Here is an 18,008-nt window from a genome sequence, read left to right as displayed (position 1 = left end):
GAACCTTTGACCACACAAGCCAGAACAGATTCAAACCAAGACGAGAAATTAGGAGGAATCCGGATAACAAGTCCAAACCCCCAGGGAAATACTGAAGAAAGTACACTAGGATTTGGAGTTATAGATACGACTGGTAAATATGGATTTGTTATGTCGGGGCATCCGGTGAAAGGAGTGGGTACTTGGGTATCCCAAGGCGGCGGGGTTGGACAAGTAACAACGGACAGACTGACTAATAGAAAGAGTGATGCCGCTTACGTAAGAACAAGTTCAGGAAAAATAGTGAGCGGTACCATTTATGGTGGGTATAGAATTAATGCACATTATGGTTGGGCGAACATGCCTGTTGGCGCAGAAATTATGCAACATGGCATAAGCACGAACGTGACTACGGGAACCATTACCAGTCGACAAAAAGAGGTGTATTTTTCGTCGAATTATAAATATAATTCAGGCGGTATGACTATGTTGATTGAAGCGACGTATAAGTCTGCAAGCGGTGATAGTGGGGGACCGGTAACGGGTAAAATTAATTCAAGTGGTTACGTACAACTACTTGGAATACATGTAGGAGCGAAAGGAAGCAGAGCGTATTATAGCCCAGTGGACATCATCTTAACAGAACTAAATTTATCAAGACCATTATATTCCAAAGACGGCAATGTAAAAAATTAACTGAATTAAAGTAAAGGATCGAAATTTTTATTAACTATAAAATAGAATTGGATTGAGTAAAATGAACTCAAGCTATTTCAAACTATTATTTGTATGTCTGCTTGTATTAGTACTAACAGCTTGTAATGAAAAAACAGAAACAGAAACAGAAAAAGAATATATGGATGCAGTAACCGCTGCAAAATTATTAAGTGAGTACAATAAAAGCAACCGAAATGAATTGAAAATGGAAGGCATTATTATAACGATGCTGGGACCTGATGAAATAAATAATGTTCTTGAAGTAGACCTATTGAAAGTTAACAAGAAGATAGAAAAAAAATTTAAAAAAATATTGTTTGAAGATGTATTGCATCAGGAAGTTAGGTTGCGACTGGAACAGGGAGGATACGGTATACCGCAATAAAACAAGATCCGACCTACCTCTATATAAAGAGTGTGATTATTGCATACGAATGGAGCTTCCTCTGCGAAGTTTTGAGCCTCTCAATGCAAACGATAAGGCCATTGAATGTGCACATGTAATTCACTCTACTAATTAAATCACCTTCTGTATAATGAATTACATGCGTACGAGCATGGCAATCTTATTATATAGGAGGTTTTTTCATGGTTATTGGTAAAATACTTGAATTTTATTTTGAAGAATCAATTAGCAGCCATTAGTTCAAGACTGGCCATTTCCGGAATGCGGTTTCCGAGTAAGTTCGACATAACACAAACTGGAAGTTGGAGAACCATGGTATGCAGCTGGGGCCTATTGATAAAGACCTTATGGTTACAGGAAGTTCTTGGACAGCGTGGAAATACTTAAGGAATTTTAAATTGACCATACTTATTCGCAGAAAGTAAGGTGAAATAAAGGAAGTGAATTAGGCAAGTTTCGCCTTGCTGTGTATTTGAAAAAGAGCAACTATGAAATCGATTCTAATGTTAGTTAAATTTCAATTTTGTTTACATTTATTATCATAGTACCCTTAAGCATTTTAATAATATGTCATTGTATGGGAAATATTGGTGCGAAGATCACTTTTCACTTTCTTTCATAATCTTATAAACCGTACTACGTCCAATTCCATACTCTTTCGCGATATCTGAGGCACTTTCGCCACTGTTAAACAATTTTACAATACGGCGTTTTGTGTCAACATCTATTGCAGGACGTCCCCCGACGCGCCCACGTCTACGCGCAGCTTCCAGCCCAGCTCTTGTCCGCTGTTGGATAATATCGCGCTCGAACTCGGCAAGCATCCCAAACATGGCACGTCCAGTTGGAGTAGTTGTGTCAAAGCTATCCTGAATGCTAACAAAATCCACCTGACGCTTTGCCATTTCGTCAGTTAATTGATAAAGCTCTTTGGTACTACGAGCAAGCCTGTCTAGTTTGTAGACAACAAAACGATCGCCAGGAGCAGCAGCTTTAAGGGCATAATTTAATTCGGTGCGATCTCTTTTGCGGGTTGAAATCTTCTCGACATATAAAAGGAGATCCATATCTTGCTCCTTGGCATACTTTTCAATAGCAATCTTTTGAAGGTCCAAATTTTGATCTTCGGTACTGACACGCGCATAGCCGATAATTCTACTCATGGAAATTCCTCCTTCTTGTCTACACCCGTGCGTTTTATATAACATTCAGTATAGACGAGTAAATAGACAAAAACAATAAAAAACCATCTTCTCAAACATTGATTTAAGAAGGTGGTTTAAATTGTCTATATAACGGTGGTTTTATAAACATTCAATCTTTCAATTAAGGATTCCGTATCTTTGGATGATACAGTTTAATATATGGTTAACCCTATAAATAAGCTTCAGAAATGGAATTTCATATTTCAATTTAGTCTATATCGTTTAAAGATCCGTTTTTATAGTCAATAGACAAAATTAAGTCTGGGATAGAATCAAAACCATTCTTTGCAAGTTCATGCAATTGAGAACCATAATGCGAAGCTGCTATGTTGGCATGTTTTGCTGTGTACGGATTTTTAAGGAGTTGTTCTTTGTATATCTCAAAAATGTCCGTGCCGCTTTTTGTTATAAATTTATCGTCAACAAGCTCCAATTCTTTTAAATCATACCCTGTAACTGTTTTTATTTGATTGACAAGCCGAAACTTTTCAAGGCTTTTCGGCGTGAACTGGGTAGAGTCGTCGGATCTGCTTTTCATTATATGGAAAAATAATTCTCTTGCATTGTTGTTTGTATTTAATAAATTTTCCAGTTGACTCACCAGTGTTTCATCTTCTGATCTATTCACTGTTAGCTTGAAATTATCGGGGTCTATTGTAAATCGTAAATTTGTGTTAAGAGGAATATTGATTCCGTTTGTTGAAAATAAATCCTGTAATTGTCCATTGACTTTTTGTCGATTAAACACTTTTCGCTCTGCGCTTTCTTGTGTAGGATCGTATGGCCGTTCATTACGGAAGGCAGCGTCATTGAAGTTATATTGACCTCCAGTTCCACTGTTTGCCCAGCTCATTTCCATGCTATAAGCAGCTTCTCTTTCCTTTTTTGTCAAGTCACTTCTGAAATAAGGAGAATCTTTGTTGCGATATTTATCAAATATATGGTTATGTGGATTTTCAAATCTTTTATTTTGCTCATTAATTTTACTGTACTTTTCGTCTAATATTTTCATTCGACGATCAGATTCAGTTGTCATATCATTCGTGCTTTGAATGGTAGTTTGATCGTTGTTCTTGGAAATGTTTTTACTTTGAACTTGGCTTTGAGCATTTGTAAGTATTGAATTGTTTCCTGTAATATTCATGTTGCTCCTCCTCGTATATAATATTTGAGAAAAAATAGTGGTTATTACTTTTATCGGCATTAAACCTACAATTAGTAGTTTAAGTGACGATATAGTAATTATAACGAGGTGGTTGAGATAATTTTGAAAAAACTTTAAAGCATTTTTTATTGCCAGTATTCTTATTGTTATTTGTAGTTAGTTTGGTGGCGCCAAGTTCAGCAGAAGCAGCTGCAATCACGGGGAATAACAGTCCCGGAACAGCAAATGTAATGGGGTATTGGAAATATAGTACTCCAAATACAACGATCTTACCTGAAGGTGAATATGAAGCGTATTATAAGTTCACTATAAATAAGGGTGAACGAGTTTATGTAAGAGGTTCGTATGATAAGCAATATACGGGTATGAAAATAGAAGTATATGCGCCAGGATTTTCTGATATAGGGACAAGAGTTATTAATCCTAGCTCACTTACACCTTTTATTTTTGCAAAGACTGGTGATGTCACTTCAACTACGGAAACTTATTATGTGAAAGTTTCTCGTGGTACGTATACAGGGGATATGTACTTCACTGTATCAATTCAGGACCGTATTAAATCTGGTAGTGGAAGTTTCAATTTTACTGGAACAGCTACAAATACAGGTAATACTTCTTTGAATCCAGCAGGAGTTGATTCTTCTGTTATTACAATGGACTTAACTGGTAACAATACAATTCCCAAAGGCGCAATTGTAAAATCTATTAAAACGGCTAGCACTCAAACACCAAATCAAGGAATTGTAACACACAAATTGATGTCCAACCAAAACAATGTTTGGAATACAGCAACCGCTGTTTCTGCAACTAGTGGTTCATATGATATTTCTTTACAAAATCAATTCCTTGTTGCTAAAAAGTGGAGTTTTAAATACAATGCAAAAGCTTCAGGAAAATCAACTATGACAAAAGTTAGTGCAGATATTAGATATGAATATGATGTAACGGAACAGTTCTAATGGAGAGAGAAAAGTCTTTTGAAAAGGCTTGGATACAAGTAGAAAGCTGAGTGTAGCAAATTAAGATGGCTATAATTAAAAACCGTGTGAAACCTAGTTTACAAATTGGTTTCACGCGGTTTTTCTAAGTATAATTTGTTAGGTAAAGTAATAGTGATAGACAATCTATAACAGCTCATTAAACAAATGATAGATTCGATAAAAGAATCCTAGACATTGCAGTTTGTCACACTGCTTTTCAAATTATTTTGAGATCATACAATCGTCATCTGGGTCATAGCGAATTAAATAAGTCATAGTTTTTCGAGATGAATAACTTAATGCTTGCTTCAATGGTAGCTTCTTTCAGCTGATTGGACTGTTGAAGTTCAAACAAACGAAGGTTTTTGAGGAAAGGCTGCAATTTGTTTTCTTTTAAGAGCTTCAGCACTAAATGTACCTTGGCTTTTTTCTTGTTAGATGTAGCAGATGGATTATCAATAATTAGTCCAACAATCCCGAGTAAAATGTCAATGATCTCGATGCCGATTTCTTGTCCCTTGCTGCGATAATCACATTCTCTAATAACAAAATCTTCCCCACGATATAAGGAATGGATATTTAATGAGTTTTTAATCGTTTGATCCAATTCCCTGGAGCGGTATTCAGATGCGTCTTCAATTAGGATAGTTGCTTGCACATGATTATGCTCGCCATAACCTCTAAGCAAACCGTAGCAAATCCGCTCAGGTAACTTTGCATAAACGGTATTATCGACAGTGACTTGCTTAGATTCGTAAATATCAATAAATACGTTGGCTTGTTCAGCCAATACGGACCTTGAATAACGGATAAAGTTGAAATTCATGTACTCGGCTAATGGGAGAGCGTGTTGAAATAGCTTTTCAATGCCTTTTCGATCTTTTCCATCGCCTCCATACTCTTTCCAGTGCAGCGTATACTCTTTATTTAATAGATGTAAATCTTTATATTGTGGGTGCATATAAATAGTTGTAGGAATTGAAAATGCGCCCATTAACTGAATAGGATCGCGGCTTTGCTTGCCACTTTCATCAAAGCAAATAAGTAAATGAGGTGTTTCCTGTTGCATTGTCATTGTCGCCTCCGTTCTTCTTGACAAAATGTATATCTTTTTGACATAATGGGAATACAAACTAATAACGAAACGCTTAACTCGTGTCGCTTGGTACACGCGTTAGCGTATCCGATAAAAGAACCCGTGTCGCTTGGTACACGCGTTCTTTTTTTATGTCTTGATATCTCGAGGAAGTAGAAATTTCTACTTTTGATAAGTATTATTTTGTTATTTATCCTCAAAAAATGCCTCAACCATAAAGTCAAACTGTCGTTGCTGGCGATCGGTCAGCTCGTTTTTCACATAGCTATCAATCAAATTTTGAAGAATAACGTACGTCTTATGCTCGTCCATAAAGGATCCGAGTAAATTCAATTCACTGTGAATCAATGTAGGGACTTTTAAGCTTTTGGTACTATTTGTCTTGCCGACACCTAATTTTTTGCGAGGTGTAGGAGGGGCAATTTTTGTTGCTTCAGGTTTTGCTGTCGGCTTAACAGAAACAGGCTCTTCTTGCTTGTGTGGCTCTGTATAGCCGAAGTCCATATCATTTTTCTTTACAGGGACGGACGGCTTCATGATTGTCGGCTTCTTTTTCTTTTTGATTAATCCACCTTTTTCATTACTCATACTTACCAGCCTCCTCGAATTGGGCCAGTTTCGCTTCCAACTCGTCAATGACATCTAAGAAAACCTGGTGGGCTTTGCGGTCATGCATATCATTATTCGTAATTCCTGTGACGTCCCACGCTTTAAGCCGTTCTAAGTGCTTGATGACACTGTCCATGACGTTATCACTGCCGAACATCTCTCTTGCACGTTCGAGCGTAGAAATATCGACACGCCCACCTGGACGAAGCAGAACAGGAAGAACACCGGCAACTTGAATATCTGCGTCATAGTTATCTGCCATGAATTGCAGATACTTGATATATGTTTCAGCGCCTTCCAATGATAGCTCTTGCGCTTGCAGGATGATTAATACATAATCAGCAGCCATCATCGCGTTATCAGAGAAGTCACTGATTGTCGGTGGAACATCAATGAATATGTAGTCATAGTCGTCACGAATTGGATCCAGAAGCTTCTTTAAATAAGACACCTGATCAATTTCTTCTTTTATATTGGCATATAAGAATTTCGGAAAATTTTTAAAGGACACTTGTGCAGGAATCACATGCAGATTGTCTGTCATTTTGACGATACATTCCTTTAATGAGCCGTTTTGAAAACCTTCGAAAATACTAGTATTGATTTCAGTGACCCCTGTGGAACGCGCAATTAATGTACTGGCATTGCCTTGTGGATCCATATCGACAAGCAGCACCTTTTTATTGCGGTCAAAAGCTAACTCCCAACTTGCCATGACCGAGACTTTCGTTTTTCCAACGCCACCTTTAAAATTCCCTACCACGATTGTAATTGCCATTATTTCATCTCCTTCAAATCACGTTATCAAGTTCATAATCTATGTATCAAGTATAACTTAATGAAAAACACTTTGCAAAATACTTCTTTTCAAATTTCTACTTTTTATATAATTGCTCACAGAAAGCTATCTCATTGAAGGGAAATACTTCTGTAGCGTTAAATAAGTATGAAAACCAGTGAAATAGCCAAACGGTTGGGATTAGAGACCGTTACGGTACGCAAATACTTTATTGAATTAGATAAGCATGGATGCGTCTTTCAGCGTAACGATGGTAAGAACAGAAATTTCACAAGTGAAGACTTGTATGCACTACCTCAGATGAAGCATTGATTGAGGATGCTAAGGATGTTGTCGCTGGTCATGGGTTTCCTAATGATACGGTGAATGAACCAACGTCCGTTTCCGTATCGTTGGTTAAAACCGATATAACAGAGGATATGACGATTAGTAACGTTACTTAGGTCGACAAGACGAACTAATCCGTAACGTTCAAGTTATCAATAATGTTCGTCGAGCTTCACAGAGGTTCATAATCTGAGGAGACAAAATAAAGCTTTGTGACAACAGTTATGGAGGGTGGTTCAAAAAGCTACCCTTTTCGTCGTGGAATAGTACTTAAATATAGTCCTTAATCAGTGCAATGCAATTCTTTTCTATTGCCGCATCTCTTTATACTTTGTTGTACACCTCAAATCACATGTGGAATTATTATTGACACATGTGAAATTATAATGTATAAACAATATGTAAAAACATATTAACAATTTGTGAACACAGGAGGGTTTTAATATTTATGAAGAAAAATGTTTGGTTATTGCGTCCCTTACCTCACGGAAATGATTGCTTGAATGAATTTTTAGAAGAAAATTTTATTGCTGTGGGTTATCCTGCCGGTATAAGTTTCTCAAACTTATCTTATAACGTCTTGCGCGAAACTTTAAAAAATAATAATTGGGAAGAAGGAATCGGAAACGTTAATATTCTGGTAAACTCTATGCAAATTGGTGATTTAGTTGTTGTTCCATCGACAAATAAAAAGGATGTATATATTGGTGAAATCACAAGTGACTACGTTTATTCACAAGATTTAGATGAAAATCGTGAAGGAACTGGATATCCTCATCAACGTAAAGTAACTTGGTTCTTCAATAAACAAGCACTTCTACGTAGTGACTTACCTGATGAATTACGCAGTTCCTTACGTTATCCAGGTGCAGTTGCTGATTTAACTAAGCACTATTCACTCGTAGAACAACTGATTAATGGAGGGATCATAAGTATTGACTCGGATTTACAGCAACGTGCTTGGAAAGTAATAGAAGACTTACTTGAAAGCGATGATGAAAATATACGCTTACATGCAGCAACGCTTATTCTTAATAAATAAAGTAGCTGGAAAGTAAGTGAAATATTGTGTAATCATCAATCTCCCCAAATTCAAAAATGCGTGAAACCAAAGTTCTTACAACTTGGCTTCACGCGTTTTTTATTCTATTGTGCTATTTATTAATCCTAATATTATTTATGTCGGTGATAAAGACGATATCGACGAGCATTTAATTTTGATGTTTAAAAAGCAGTTACAAGATAATCCAATTCTCAAGAACTTACCCCAAAAGTTATTTTAGGACTTGATAAATTCAAGTCCTATTTTTTTGTTATTTTGACCGTATCAAAACTGATACGGTCAAAAATCTACAAAACCATTGATATAATAATCTTTAAAGCACTTTTTCTACTCTTTATACTCTCACTCTATATATTGGGCTGGAAAGACTTCATTTTTCAGGTCTGTCTTATATGACTCGTAGTAATCATTTTTCATAACTTGGATTTCTCTTCGTATGTATTGGATTCAATACTAAACTACATGTTTGCCGTGAAGGCAACCAGCAGTCAAGGAAGGGTTCTGGTGGTGCTTCATCGAATGTCTATGCAAGGGGGCGATGAACGCTATGGAAAACGAATTCGGATATTTTTCAAAAGACGTGGCACTGGAATTGGAGATCACAACCTCTACGCTTCGCAGGTGGTCGATCGACTTGGAGAAACACGGCTATGTAATTGAGCGCAACGATAAAGATCGGCGGATTTACTACGAGCGCGATTTCAAAGCGCTTCGGGAATTGAAGAAACTGATTGCTAATGCTGTGCCACTGTCGGACGCCATCCAAGCAATAGCGACAAGGGATTTTGCCAGTGAAAATTCCGGCAAGACACCAAGCGTCTACTCTGAAATGATTCGATTATCCAAGCGTGAATTAGCAGACATTGTGAAGCAGGCAGTTGAGGAAGAACGGGGAATGCTCCTCGATGAATTGGAGGAACGGTTGCACCAAACGATTGAACAGCGTGACCGGATATTGACCCAACAGCTGCGGCAATATCTTGCAGCTGATTCGCACCAGGAAGAAAAAATTTCGTGGTGGCAGCGGTTATTTAAACGAGAAAGGGAGGTTCGGCAATGACCTATTTCAAAAGCGATTGGCATGAAGAAGAAACGAGCTTTTTATTAGAAAAATTAGGCGTGCAGACGCTCGCTCAAGACACTGAATATGGCTCGTTTGCCTACGTGATCGGGGCGACTTGCAAAGCGAAACAGATCGCCCGAACGATCGACGAGGAAGGCACAATTGATGTCGATGAGGTCCATGAATTGATGGGGGTTTTTTCTTCAAGCGAGCAGGGAATGATTCGCTTTGCGCTCCAATGCTTCAACAATTCGATTGATGAAATTCCACTCGGCGAAGTCATGCGGCCATTGGACGAAGAAAATACAAAAGTGATCAAACAGGCGATTGATCTACGTTATTAAAAACAGTCCGGTGGTTTTCTTCCGGCTGTTTTTTTGTTTGGAAAACCTGTCATTCTAGCGTGACAAACGGCGTTTTTTACTGTCACGCCAGAGTGACAAAATCGACTTTTCTTGTACCCATAAAAACAGTAGGCTCTGCCTACTCCCACACGACAAGTGGGGGCAGTTTTCCCTTATGCTCTTTCTATCTCTTCAAGAAATGTTGGCCAAAGTTTTGCGCTTCTAAAAAGTGACTGGAAGGAAAACTTTTTTAGCCACTCGGTGTGAGGGCAAGCTAGGGGTTTGCCCGGGCAACCCCCAAAAATAAATTTTTGTCTTGGTAGGAATTTTCCTACCACCTTGACCGTTTGCACACCCAAAATTTTATTTTAGGTGTCTGAAACGGTTGTCGCTCGGCTCGTTTTTTTCTAGTAATTTTTTGGATGGGAAATGAACGGATAGTGAGGAAGAGCATAAGGGGAAACTGCTATCACTTTCGGTGATAGATCAGGCAGAGCCTGATGTTTTCGTGATAGCAGAAATTTTTCATTTAGGCACGCCAGAGTGACAGAAAAAAAGCGCTGTTTGTCACGCTAAAGTGACAGGAGTTTTTTCTTTTTATCTTCAAAGAAAAATGAAAAATCGAGCGCAGCGACAACAAATTTCACGCTCCTTTTTTGAAAAAAGGGGCACGAAAAATTTGTAAAGGTCGTAGGAAATTTCCTACCGAGCGAAACAACGTTTGCGGCGTTTGTACGTACAAACCCGTAGCCTGCCCCTCTTTGTAAGCTAGATAAAATATAAAAAGTGCGTCACTTATTTATATAAGTGGCGCACTAATTCTATTAGATAAATTAAAATCGGCCATGGTAATCTTCTGGCACTATTTTTTTTAAATAGTATTTTTTTGTATTTTTCTTTAACTCGTAAACTATCGTATAATTTTCATTCTCTTTAATTAAAGCCCATATGCTAAAATTCTCTACATAAATCTTTTTATCGTCAGCAAGAATAATCCATTGCCCTTCAGATGAATTCATCTTGCTAATCACCTTTGTTTGTTCGGTTGTGGCCGTTTGGATATCGTCACGATTTCCAATGCCATAAACAAGAATGCCTAGTATAATTAAAATTGAAATAGCTGATAAAACTATACGATTTCTCATGCAGATCGCCCCTTTTAATATTTATAACGTATTCAAAATGGGGCTAAATTGTAAAGCTTAAAAGTTCCAAGAAGTTTGGCTTGCAGCTTCATCATAACCGCTTCCGCTGCTAACGCTAATCGAAACGTATTTAATACTTACCCCAAGTGAACCTGGAGAACCAGTTTTATGAAGATACTTTGAGAGAAGTATGCCAGTGCCAGACGGAGTTTTACTGCTTTTTGTTTCAATATCCATTTGTGCATAACCAGAATTTCTCCATGCGGCTCCAAATTTCACATCATGGTTCCATGCAGCTCCGCCAAAAGTTATTTCTGATGGTCTTCCATAACAATCTGTTGTTTCAGTAGTACCGGTGTTTATATTTTTAGAATAAGCTTTACACTGGTATCTTCCGTTATTTGCAACTCTTGTTTGAAAATTATCACTGTAAGATAATCCTATTTTATCGACAAAATTAAACGCTGTAGCTTTGTACCATTCCCAGTTAACGTAGACTCTATAAGTTTTTCGGCCATTCATATAACCTAAATCCGATTTACCATTAAATAAAGACAGATCAGACGTACCTATTGTTTTCTGAGTTTGAACTCCTCCTGTTTCAATTTCCTGCAGATCACCGTTAGAGTCTATATAATAATCTGTTTTTTCTACACTGAAACTTTTCGGGTTACTATTAATTATGTCTAATTTTTGCTCTAATGGTATCATTGAAATATATTCATCGGTAGCTCCAAGTTCTTTTAACTGTTTGTTAATTTCTTCATCATCATACTTATTTTCTACACTTGCGGATTCTGCAGCAAATACTGCCGTCGATGGCATCAGTACTGAAAAGCATAGCACGAATGAAAAGAGTATTTTTTTCATGTTACGATCTCTCCCTTATCTTTGGATTTTTACTAAGAGTTTAACCATAAGACTTGTTAAATAGGGGTAATAGTACAATAACTTTTTCATCACTTAGACGCGATTGGCTGAATAATGAGACCCGGTCTTCCCCCCTTCCCTCGCATTACTTATCTTGCAAATTTTACACTAGAATTCTTACATTATGTCATATTTTCAGTAAATTTTCAATTTTGTCAAAATATCGAATAGATTTGGTCGGATTGTAGAACGAAGCTAATATGCCTTCGTAACTGTGGTTGCCTTTATGGCAACCTTACAAGCCTTCATGGCAAGTTCTCACTTTATTCTTTATTAAGGTAACTTCCAGCGATACAATTAAGCTGTATTTAAGTAACCTTTATCAAGAAAGGAGAATGTGGGGTACCGTCAGGAAAATGCGGATTTACAACGGTAAGCACATTTTCGAGACGATTCCCCCATTTTTAACAACGTTAAGAAAATTTCAATGGTCTTAAAGAGTCTAAAGAGACCATTTTCTCGGAATTAAAATGATATTCTCCTAGCAAATTAATATGTTCCCAACCTAGAGGCGACATATGGTGCAATAATTCTTCATTAAAACTACCAGCTTGTTTTTGATATTCAACTGCTTTTGTTAAATGTAAGGTATTCCATATACTGATGGCATTAATGATTATGTTTAAGGCACTGGCCCTTTGCAATTGATGCTGTATGGTACGTTCCCTAAGCTCACCTTGTTTTCCAAAGAAAATAGCTCTTGCCAATCCATTCATGGCTTCTCCTTTATTCAATCCTCTTTGAATTTTTCTTCTTAATGATTCATCCGATATATAATTTAAAATAAAAATCGTTTTTTCTATTCGGCCCATCTCACGTAAGGCCGTAGCCAAGCTGTTTTGTCTTGAATAGGAACCTAGTTTTCCCATAATAAGGGACGCTGAAACTGTTCCTTCCCTTATAGAATGAGCTAAACGCAAAACATCCTCATAATTTTCTTTAATGACCTTTATATTTATTTGTCCACGTAAAATGGCTTCTAATTTTGGATATTCACTTGCTTTATCTATTGTAAATAATCTAGAGTCTGATAAATCTCTTATTCTAGGAGCAAATTTAAATCCTAATAAATGAGTTAGTCCGAATATTTGGTCTGTGTAACCAGCAGTGTCTGTATAATGTTCTTCTATATTTAGATCCGTCTCATGGTGCAATAATCCATCCAAAACATGAATCGCATCCCTTGAATTTGTATGAATAATCTTTGTGTAGTAAGAAGAGAATTGATCACTAGTGAAACGGTAGATAGTGGTTCCTTTTCCAGTTCCATAATGTGGGTTTGCGTCTGCATGCAGTGATGAAACACCTAGCTGCATTCTCATACCATCTGACGAGGATGTTGTACCGTCTCCCCAATAGGAGGACAACTGTAATTTATGATGGAAATTTACTAATATGGCTTGGGCTTTATTCATTGCATCTTCATACATGCGCCATTGAGATACATTGGCTAGTTGCTTATATGTAAGTCCGGGTGTGGCTTCGGCCATCTTGCTCAAGCCAACATTCATTCCCATTCCTAAAAGGGCAGCCATGATAATGATTGTTTCTTCCTTATCTGGTTTTCGATTATTAGAAGCATGAGTGAATTGCTCATGAAATCCTGTTATGTGAGCCACATCCATGAGTAAATCAGTTAATTTTATTCTTGGCAGCAGCTGATAAAGGCTTGAGCTAAATTTTTTTGCTTCTTCTGGAACATCTTTTTCTAAACGTGCAAGTGACAGTTTTCCTTTTTCAAGAGAAACACCATCTAGCTTGTTGGAATTGGCAGCTAACCACTTTAACCTTTTATTAAGGCTGCTAGTTCTTTCCGTTATATAATCTTCAAATGATAAACTAACAGACAATCTCGTATTCCCCTTCGATTGATTCCATGTATCTTCTGAAAATAAATATTCTTCAAAATCCCTATATTGTCTGCTGCCAACAATGGAAACATCTCCTGCCCGAACATGCTCCCGGAGTTCTGTTAAAACAGCCATTTCATAGTAATGGCGATTAATTGTTGTACCATCATCCTCGTATAAATGCTTTTTCCATCGTTTTGAAATAAAACCCACAGGTGAGTCATCAGGCACTTTTCGCTTTCCAGATTCGTTCATTCCTCGGATAATCTCAACAGCTTGTAAAAGTGGCTCATTTGCCTTTGTAGAATGAAATTCCAATACCCTTAAAAGCGTTGGCGTATATCTTCTAAGTGAATAAAATCTTTTTTGCAGTAAATCTAAATAATCATAGTCGGCAGGACGGGCAAGCTCTTGAGCTTCTTCCACCGAAGAGACAAAAGAATTCCATTCAATAATGGATTCTAAAACCTCAAAAACATCTAATTTTTCCTGTTTTGCCTTTATTAAAGCTTGTCCGATGTTCGTAAAGTGTATAACTTTCTCATTCAACTTTTTACCGTTTTGTTTCTGAATTTCCTCTTGAGCCTTACGGCCTTTTGATAACAAACTGAGTATTTGTCTGTCATGAATTTCAAAAGCTTTATCCGTTAACTCTTGAGTAAGATGTAATAAATAGACGGTTAATATCGAGTAACGTTTATTTTCTTGAAAGTCACGGAATGCATAAGGCTCATATCTTGAACCTAAGCGAGATAGCTGTAACAGGCGATTGCGATGCAAATGACTAATTTGTACCGTTTCTAATTCCATTCCTCGTATGTATTCCAGTCGTTCTATTACTTTAAGAAATGTTTCGGGTGAAGGATGACCCGGCGGTTCCTTTAACCAACCCAATATCGTTTTATTGGATTCGGATGGATGCTGTGAGGTAATAGTCTCTTCAAGTTTTTCTTTTTGCTCAATTGTTAGAGATTGATTAACCGTGTTGAATAACTTCTTTTCGGCCATTGCCCTTGCTTCCCACACCATTCTTTCAAGTGTAGTGATAGCAGGTAGGATGATTTTATTTTTTCTTAGAAAATCTATACATTCATGTAACAAATGAATAGCGTCACCATTTTCCAAAGCTGATTGATGAAGATGCTTAAATGCCATTCGATATTCTTTTAGAGTAAAAGTTACAAAGTCGTATTCAATTCGAATTTCTTTCAAATGATCCCAAAGTGTATTTTCTCTTTGAGGATAAAGACTAAGCGAAGATGGACTGGCACCGATTTGTTTCGATATATACTGTATGACTGAATCTGGGATGCTTTTGATATGGGTGTATGACCAACCGGGATACCGAAGAACAGCTAATTGGACGGCGAACCCTAAACAGTTTTCTTCTCTTCTTCGCTTATTTATGATCTCTAAATCTCGTTGGGAGAAAGTATAGTAGGTTCCTGATATCCACTCATCTTCAGGAATTTGCATAAGTGTTTGTCTTTGATCTAATGTAAGTAATTCTCTTCCTCTCGCAATTTTCACAAGTATCATCTCATTTCTGTAATTTTTTAGTTTATTAGTTCAATTAGAGACCATAATAAAATGCGAAAAACAAGCGCTAAGATAACTTCTCAATCTAAAAGCCAATTTTCCTAAAAAGGAAGAATCGGCTTTTAGATTTGATGTTTAAATGGAATGAAGTTTACAGTACAACATCCCTCTTCTTTTCCCGTTTCCATAAAAGAACAATAAAAATTGCACTAGATACAACCATTACACTATAGGAAGACGGAACGACCCATTGGGGTACCGATATACTGATGATGTGTCCAATTAAATAAGGTAATCCAAACATAAGCATTGCCATTACAAATGGAATTTGAATACCAATTAAGGAAATATAATTCGGCATAATGCTTGAGAAAGACATCGCTAACAGAGCGATAATAAATCCAATAATGTATATGGCGAATACCGTCAACACAATGTACCGGAATAACGTCGGGTCATACCAATAGTTAGGTCCAATAAACATATGCAGTGGGACTTTGAAAAACATGTATGTGCCGTTTAACGAGAATAAGCTGAAATAAATAATGAGTAAGATGGTCATTACGATGAAGGCAGAAATCAGACCAGCCGCAGCCTTTGTCTTATAAAGATTACGTCCTTTCTTAGTAGTATACTGCAAATCTGGTAATCGCCTTGAACGATCATTGATAAAGACCGGCGATATGACCAACACAACGCTCAAAATAATGGCAATTGCGACATTACTAATAAATCGTTCAAAGTTCTCTGCAGCCACACCCGGATAAACTTGATAATGCCCGGCTTCAATTAATTCATCATATCGAACTTGTTGTCTAGTATTTACATTCTTTCTTTTGAATTCCATGCTGGCTTCTTTTCCCTCATAAAATTCAATCAACCTTGTTCTCTCTTGAAGTTCCCAAAATAATTCAATATTTTCTTGGTGCATTACCATGTCAAAAAGTGCGTGATGTTTCTCGTTATCCCAATCCATATTTAAAAAATCAGTATACGTTTTAATACCTGCATCAACAAATTCCTTTTTTGACTGCAAATAATGATTTGCTTTTTCTATTTGTTTTTCATAGGTATTTTTGAAATCTAAAAAATCATTCTCGTCCATATCTGTTCCATACTTATTTACCATTTCAACACCAATATGATACGAATCATTTTTTCCGGTTGCAAAATTTTTAATATCGTACTCAACGAACAAAAAGAAAACGATCCAGTTTACAAGAATTAGTAAAATAAGCATTTTCCACGTAAGTATTTTCCTTATTTCATGTAATAAAACCTGCATAATAATTCTCCTTAATGAATTTCTTGTTTGTTAAATTTTTTAAGACAACAGAAACATGAAGCGATGGCGAACACTGACCATACAACAACCGTAATTGACTCATAATACTTAAACATAGCTAGTTCGCCGTTTCCCATGAAAAACACATGTGGATTCATCACAAGCGATGAAAGAGTAAATCCGGTAATAATCATCCATTTTGATGAACCGGGTATATACGCTGGTACCATATAAGCTATTGCAAAAAAAACTGCAAAAATAAAGAATGTAAAATAACTATTTTTCACAAGAAGGGAAATGGCAAAAGTAATAGCTGAAAACAGAAGCATACACACGTAAACGAGTGAAATGCTCAACAAAAGGAAATTTATAAATGATAGGTCCCACCATGCTACATACGGTAGCGTATACTCCCAGTTCAACGCACTGCTAATCGAACTGCCCCAAAGATTCGAGTAATCGAACACTGAAAAATAAATCCCAAGAGTAATCAAAATTAATAAAGCTGTAATCGCTGTCGTTGTTATAAAGGAAGCGAAAAGCTTATCCTTCATTAACTGTCGTCCTCTCTTTGTGGGATACATAACAAGATGTGTTTTATTTTCAAATTCAAAATTGGTTATTAAAGCCGTTGCTAACACAATTAGAATTATTGATTCAAAAATCAGATGTCCGAATATGGTTTTGAACAAAAAGCTGTGCATCTTATATTGCGTCCCCATGAAAAACCACTCTTTATGTTCGCCACTTTCTTTCATTTCTTCGAAACGCTTCGAGAGCTTATCATATTCATTTCTCAATATCTTTGCAGCATCGCCATTCAAACTGTAGCCTTCTATTTGATCACTTGCATGCTCTTTCCAATTAATTTTTTCATAATCACTGTCAATGTTTTTTGCTCTATTAAAATACAGTCCTTTTAACTGCAATTGATTGAAAATAGCCCATTCATTTTCACTGTATAAACTGTGGTCTTTATACTGCAAGCTATCTAAAAAATCATTAACACTGCTGTATTCCTGTCTAGTATGTTTGCTTGTGATTTGATTTAACTCTATAACGTCTGATTGCAAATCCTTTTCGAGTTTTTGTAAAGATTCGTCGGTTATTTTAACCCCATATGTTTCAGCAACATCGTTCGCAACCGTCAATTCTTCTTTATAATAAGAGTTACTAAAAATCAAAAAAATGTTGAATGACATAAATAAGAGAGTAAGTACAAGTAGGATAGGCGATGTGAATGCCTTTTTAAATTCGTAAAAAACAATTCTCATTGTACTTATACTTCCCCTTGTATTTCATCACGGTATTCGTATAGGAAGACATCTTCTAAATTAGGAGCCACTGATTGCCACTCTGTCTTTCTTTCACCTTTATGAATAAAACGAACATTCATATTTCCTCGTTCTTGCCTCTCAGATAGAACGACATATTGTTGTCTGAAAGCGATTAATTGTTCAAAATTAAGGCTCTTACGTAATGTTGGTGAAGCTTTATTTTTTCATT

General features: G+C 36.7%; 17 protein-coding genes. 7 read left to right on the top strand and 10 right to left on the bottom strand.

Translation table 11 applies throughout. From position 1 onward, the window contains the following. Nucleotides 1–6 precede the first annotated feature (6 nt). Both DV702_RS13000 and DV702_RS12995 read left to right on the top strand, forming a co-directional pair. A complete protein-coding gene (locus DV702_RS13000) occupies nucleotides 7–675 on the top strand; it encodes a chymotrypsin family serine protease (protein WP_162805802.1) in 669 nt (222 codons plus the stop codon). Nucleotides 676–736: 61 nt separating this feature from the next. Beyond that, nucleotides 737–1,081: a hypothetical protein gene (locus tag DV702_RS12995; protein WP_114925137.1), complete on the top strand. Its 345-nt coding sequence runs from the start codon at nucleotides 737–739 to the stop codon at nucleotides 1,079–1,081. 620 nt (nucleotides 1,082–1,701) lie between these two features. Here the strand turns inward: DV702_RS12995 and DV702_RS12985 are convergent. Together DV702_RS12985 and DV702_RS12980 are read right to left on the bottom strand one after the other, a co-directional pair. Beyond that, on the bottom strand, nucleotides 1,702–2,265 hold the full coding sequence (locus DV702_RS12985; RefSeq protein WP_114925135.1) for a recombinase family protein: 564 nt from the start codon (nucleotides 2,263–2,265) through the stop codon (nucleotides 1,702–1,704). A 250-nt stretch (nucleotides 2,266–2,515) separates the two neighbouring features. Next, entirely contained in the window at nucleotides 2,516–3,451 is a 936-nt protein-coding gene (locus DV702_RS12980) for a DUF4885 family protein (RefSeq protein WP_114925134.1), read from the bottom strand. 185 nt (nucleotides 3,452–3,636) lie between these two features. Between DV702_RS12980 and DV702_RS12975 the strand changes: the two genes are divergently transcribed. Then, complete coding sequence (locus DV702_RS12975; protein WP_240315618.1) at nucleotides 3,637–4,431, top strand: hypothetical protein; 795 nt, start codon at nucleotides 3,637–3,639, stop codon at nucleotides 4,429–4,431. Between the two features lie 274 nt (nucleotides 4,432–4,705). On the opposite strand, the gene DV702_RS12970 is transcribed toward DV702_RS12975, so the two are convergent. From DV702_RS12970 to DV702_RS12960, 3 genes are all read right to left on the bottom strand, one after another. Further along, complete coding sequence (locus DV702_RS12970) at nucleotides 4,706–5,527, bottom strand: hypothetical protein (RefSeq protein WP_114925132.1); 822 nt, start codon at nucleotides 5,525–5,527, stop codon at nucleotides 4,706–4,708. A gap of 207 nt (nucleotides 5,528–5,734) precedes the next feature. Further along, nucleotides 5,735–6,136 (bottom strand): hypothetical protein, encoded by a 402-nt coding sequence (locus tag DV702_RS12965; RefSeq protein WP_114925131.1) that lies wholly within the window; start codon nucleotides 6,134–6,136, stop codon nucleotides 5,735–5,737. Next, a complete protein-coding gene (locus DV702_RS12960) occupies nucleotides 6,129–6,935 on the bottom strand; it encodes an AAA family ATPase (RefSeq protein WP_114925130.1) in 807 nt (268 codons plus the stop codon). The genes DV702_RS12965 and DV702_RS12960 overlap by 8 nt, the downstream gene beginning before the upstream one ends. Nucleotides 6,936–7,103: 168 nt before the next feature. On the opposite strand from DV702_RS12960, the gene DV702_RS17375 reads away from it, so the two are divergent. From DV702_RS17375 to DV702_RS12935, 4 genes are all read left to right on the top strand, one after another. Further along, complete coding sequence (locus tag DV702_RS17375; RefSeq protein WP_114925129.1) at nucleotides 7,104–7,268, top strand: FaeA/PapI family transcriptional regulator; 165 nt, start codon at nucleotides 7,104–7,106, stop codon at nucleotides 7,266–7,268. Nucleotides 7,269–7,731: 463 nt separating this feature from the next. Beyond that, nucleotides 7,732–8,325: a restriction endonuclease gene (locus DV702_RS12950; protein ID WP_114925128.1), complete on the top strand. Its 594-nt coding sequence runs from the start codon at nucleotides 7,732–7,734 to the stop codon at nucleotides 8,323–8,325. Between the two features lie 568 nt (nucleotides 8,326–8,893). After that, nucleotides 8,894–9,406 carry a MerR family transcriptional regulator gene (locus DV702_RS12940; RefSeq protein WP_240315617.1) on the top strand — a complete coding sequence of 171 codons (513 nt, stop codon included), beginning with the start codon at nucleotides 8,894–8,896 and terminating at the stop codon, nucleotides 9,404–9,406. Further along, complete coding sequence (locus DV702_RS12935) at nucleotides 9,403–9,753, top strand: hypothetical protein (RefSeq protein ID WP_114925126.1); 351 nt, start codon at nucleotides 9,403–9,405, stop codon at nucleotides 9,751–9,753. The genes DV702_RS12940 and DV702_RS12935 overlap by 4 nt, the downstream gene beginning before the upstream one ends. Before the next feature lie 833 nt (nucleotides 9,754–10,586). Here DV702_RS12935 and DV702_RS12930 read toward each other — a convergent pair. The 5 genes from DV702_RS12930 to DV702_RS12910 form a co-directional block, all read right to left on the bottom strand. Then, entirely contained in the window at nucleotides 10,587–10,898 is a 312-nt protein-coding gene (locus DV702_RS12930; RefSeq protein WP_114925125.1) for a hypothetical protein, read from the bottom strand. A 57-nt stretch (nucleotides 10,899–10,955) separates the two neighbouring features. Next, on the bottom strand, nucleotides 10,956–11,768 hold the full coding sequence (locus DV702_RS12925; RefSeq protein WP_114925124.1) for a hypothetical protein: 813 nt from the start codon (nucleotides 11,766–11,768) through the stop codon (nucleotides 10,956–10,958). Nucleotides 11,769–12,241: 473 nt separating this feature from the next. After that, nucleotides 12,242–15,208: a Tn3 family transposase gene (locus DV702_RS12920; protein WP_114925123.1), complete on the bottom strand. Its 2,967-nt coding sequence runs from the start codon at nucleotides 15,206–15,208 to the stop codon at nucleotides 12,242–12,244. A gap of 160 nt (nucleotides 15,209–15,368) precedes the next feature. After that, nucleotides 15,369–16,502 (bottom strand): HAD family hydrolase, encoded by a 1,134-nt coding sequence (locus DV702_RS12915; protein WP_114925122.1) that lies wholly within the window; start codon nucleotides 16,500–16,502, stop codon nucleotides 15,369–15,371. Nucleotides 16,503–16,513: 11 nt separating this feature from the next. Continuing rightward, entirely contained in the window at nucleotides 16,514–17,776 is a 1,263-nt protein-coding gene (locus DV702_RS12910; RefSeq protein ID WP_114925121.1) for a hypothetical protein, read from the bottom strand. Nucleotides 17,777–18,008 lie beyond the last annotated feature (232 nt).

It is taken from the genome of Sporosarcina sp. PTS2304 (assembly GCF_003351785.1).
Classification (GTDB): domain Bacteria; phylum Bacillota; class Bacilli; order Bacillales_A; family Planococcaceae; genus Sporosarcina.
The sequence above is the reverse complement of the archived record's forward strand: the minus strand, read 5'-3'. Positions and strand labels throughout refer to the sequence as shown.

Excerpts from the sequence above, each read along its gene's own strand:
- DV702_RS12995 (WP_114925137.1), top strand. The coding sequence starts at position 737 with ATGAACTCAAGCTATTTCAAACTATTATTTGTATGTCTGCTTGTATTA.
- DV702_RS12985 (WP_114925135.1), bottom strand. The coding sequence starts at position 2,265 with ATGAGTAGAATTATCGGCTATGCGCGTGTCAGTACCGAAGATCAAAAT.
- DV702_RS12980 (WP_114925134.1), bottom strand. The coding sequence starts at position 3,451 with ATGAATATTACAGGAAACAATTCAATACTTACAAATGCTCAAAGCCAA.
- DV702_RS12970 (WP_114925132.1), bottom strand. The coding sequence starts at position 5,527 with ATGACAATGCAACAGGAAACACCTCATTTACTTATTTGCTTTGATGAA.
- DV702_RS12965 (WP_114925131.1), bottom strand. The coding sequence starts at position 6,136 with ATGAGTAATGAAAAAGGTGGATTAATCAAAAAGAAAAAGAAGCCGACA.
- DV702_RS12960 (WP_114925130.1), bottom strand. The coding sequence starts at position 6,935 with ATGGCAATTACAATCGTGGTAGGGAATTTTAAAGGTGGCGTTGGAAAA.
- DV702_RS17375 (WP_114925129.1), top strand. The coding sequence starts at position 7,104 with ATGAAAACCAGTGAAATAGCCAAACGGTTGGGATTAGAGACCGTTACG.
- DV702_RS12950 (WP_114925128.1), top strand. The coding sequence starts at position 7,732 with ATGAAGAAAAATGTTTGGTTATTGCGTCCCTTACCTCACGGAAATGAT.
- DV702_RS12940 (WP_240315617.1), top strand. The coding sequence starts at position 8,894 with ATGGAAAACGAATTCGGATATTTTTCAAAAGACGTGGCACTGGAATTG.
- DV702_RS12935 (WP_114925126.1), top strand. The coding sequence starts at position 9,403 with ATGACCTATTTCAAAAGCGATTGGCATGAAGAAGAAACGAGCTTTTTA.
- DV702_RS12930 (WP_114925125.1), bottom strand. The coding sequence starts at position 10,898 with ATGAGAAATCGTATAGTTTTATCAGCTATTTCAATTTTAATTATACTA.
- DV702_RS12925 (WP_114925124.1), bottom strand. The coding sequence starts at position 11,768 with ATGAAAAAAATACTCTTTTCATTCGTGCTATGCTTTTCAGTACTGATG.
- DV702_RS12915 (WP_114925122.1), bottom strand. The coding sequence starts at position 16,502 with ATGCAGGTTTTATTACATGAAATAAGGAAAATACTTACGTGGAAAATG.
- DV702_RS12910 (WP_114925121.1), bottom strand. The coding sequence starts at position 17,776 with ATGAGAATTGTTTTTTACGAATTTAAAAAGGCATTCACATCGCCTATC.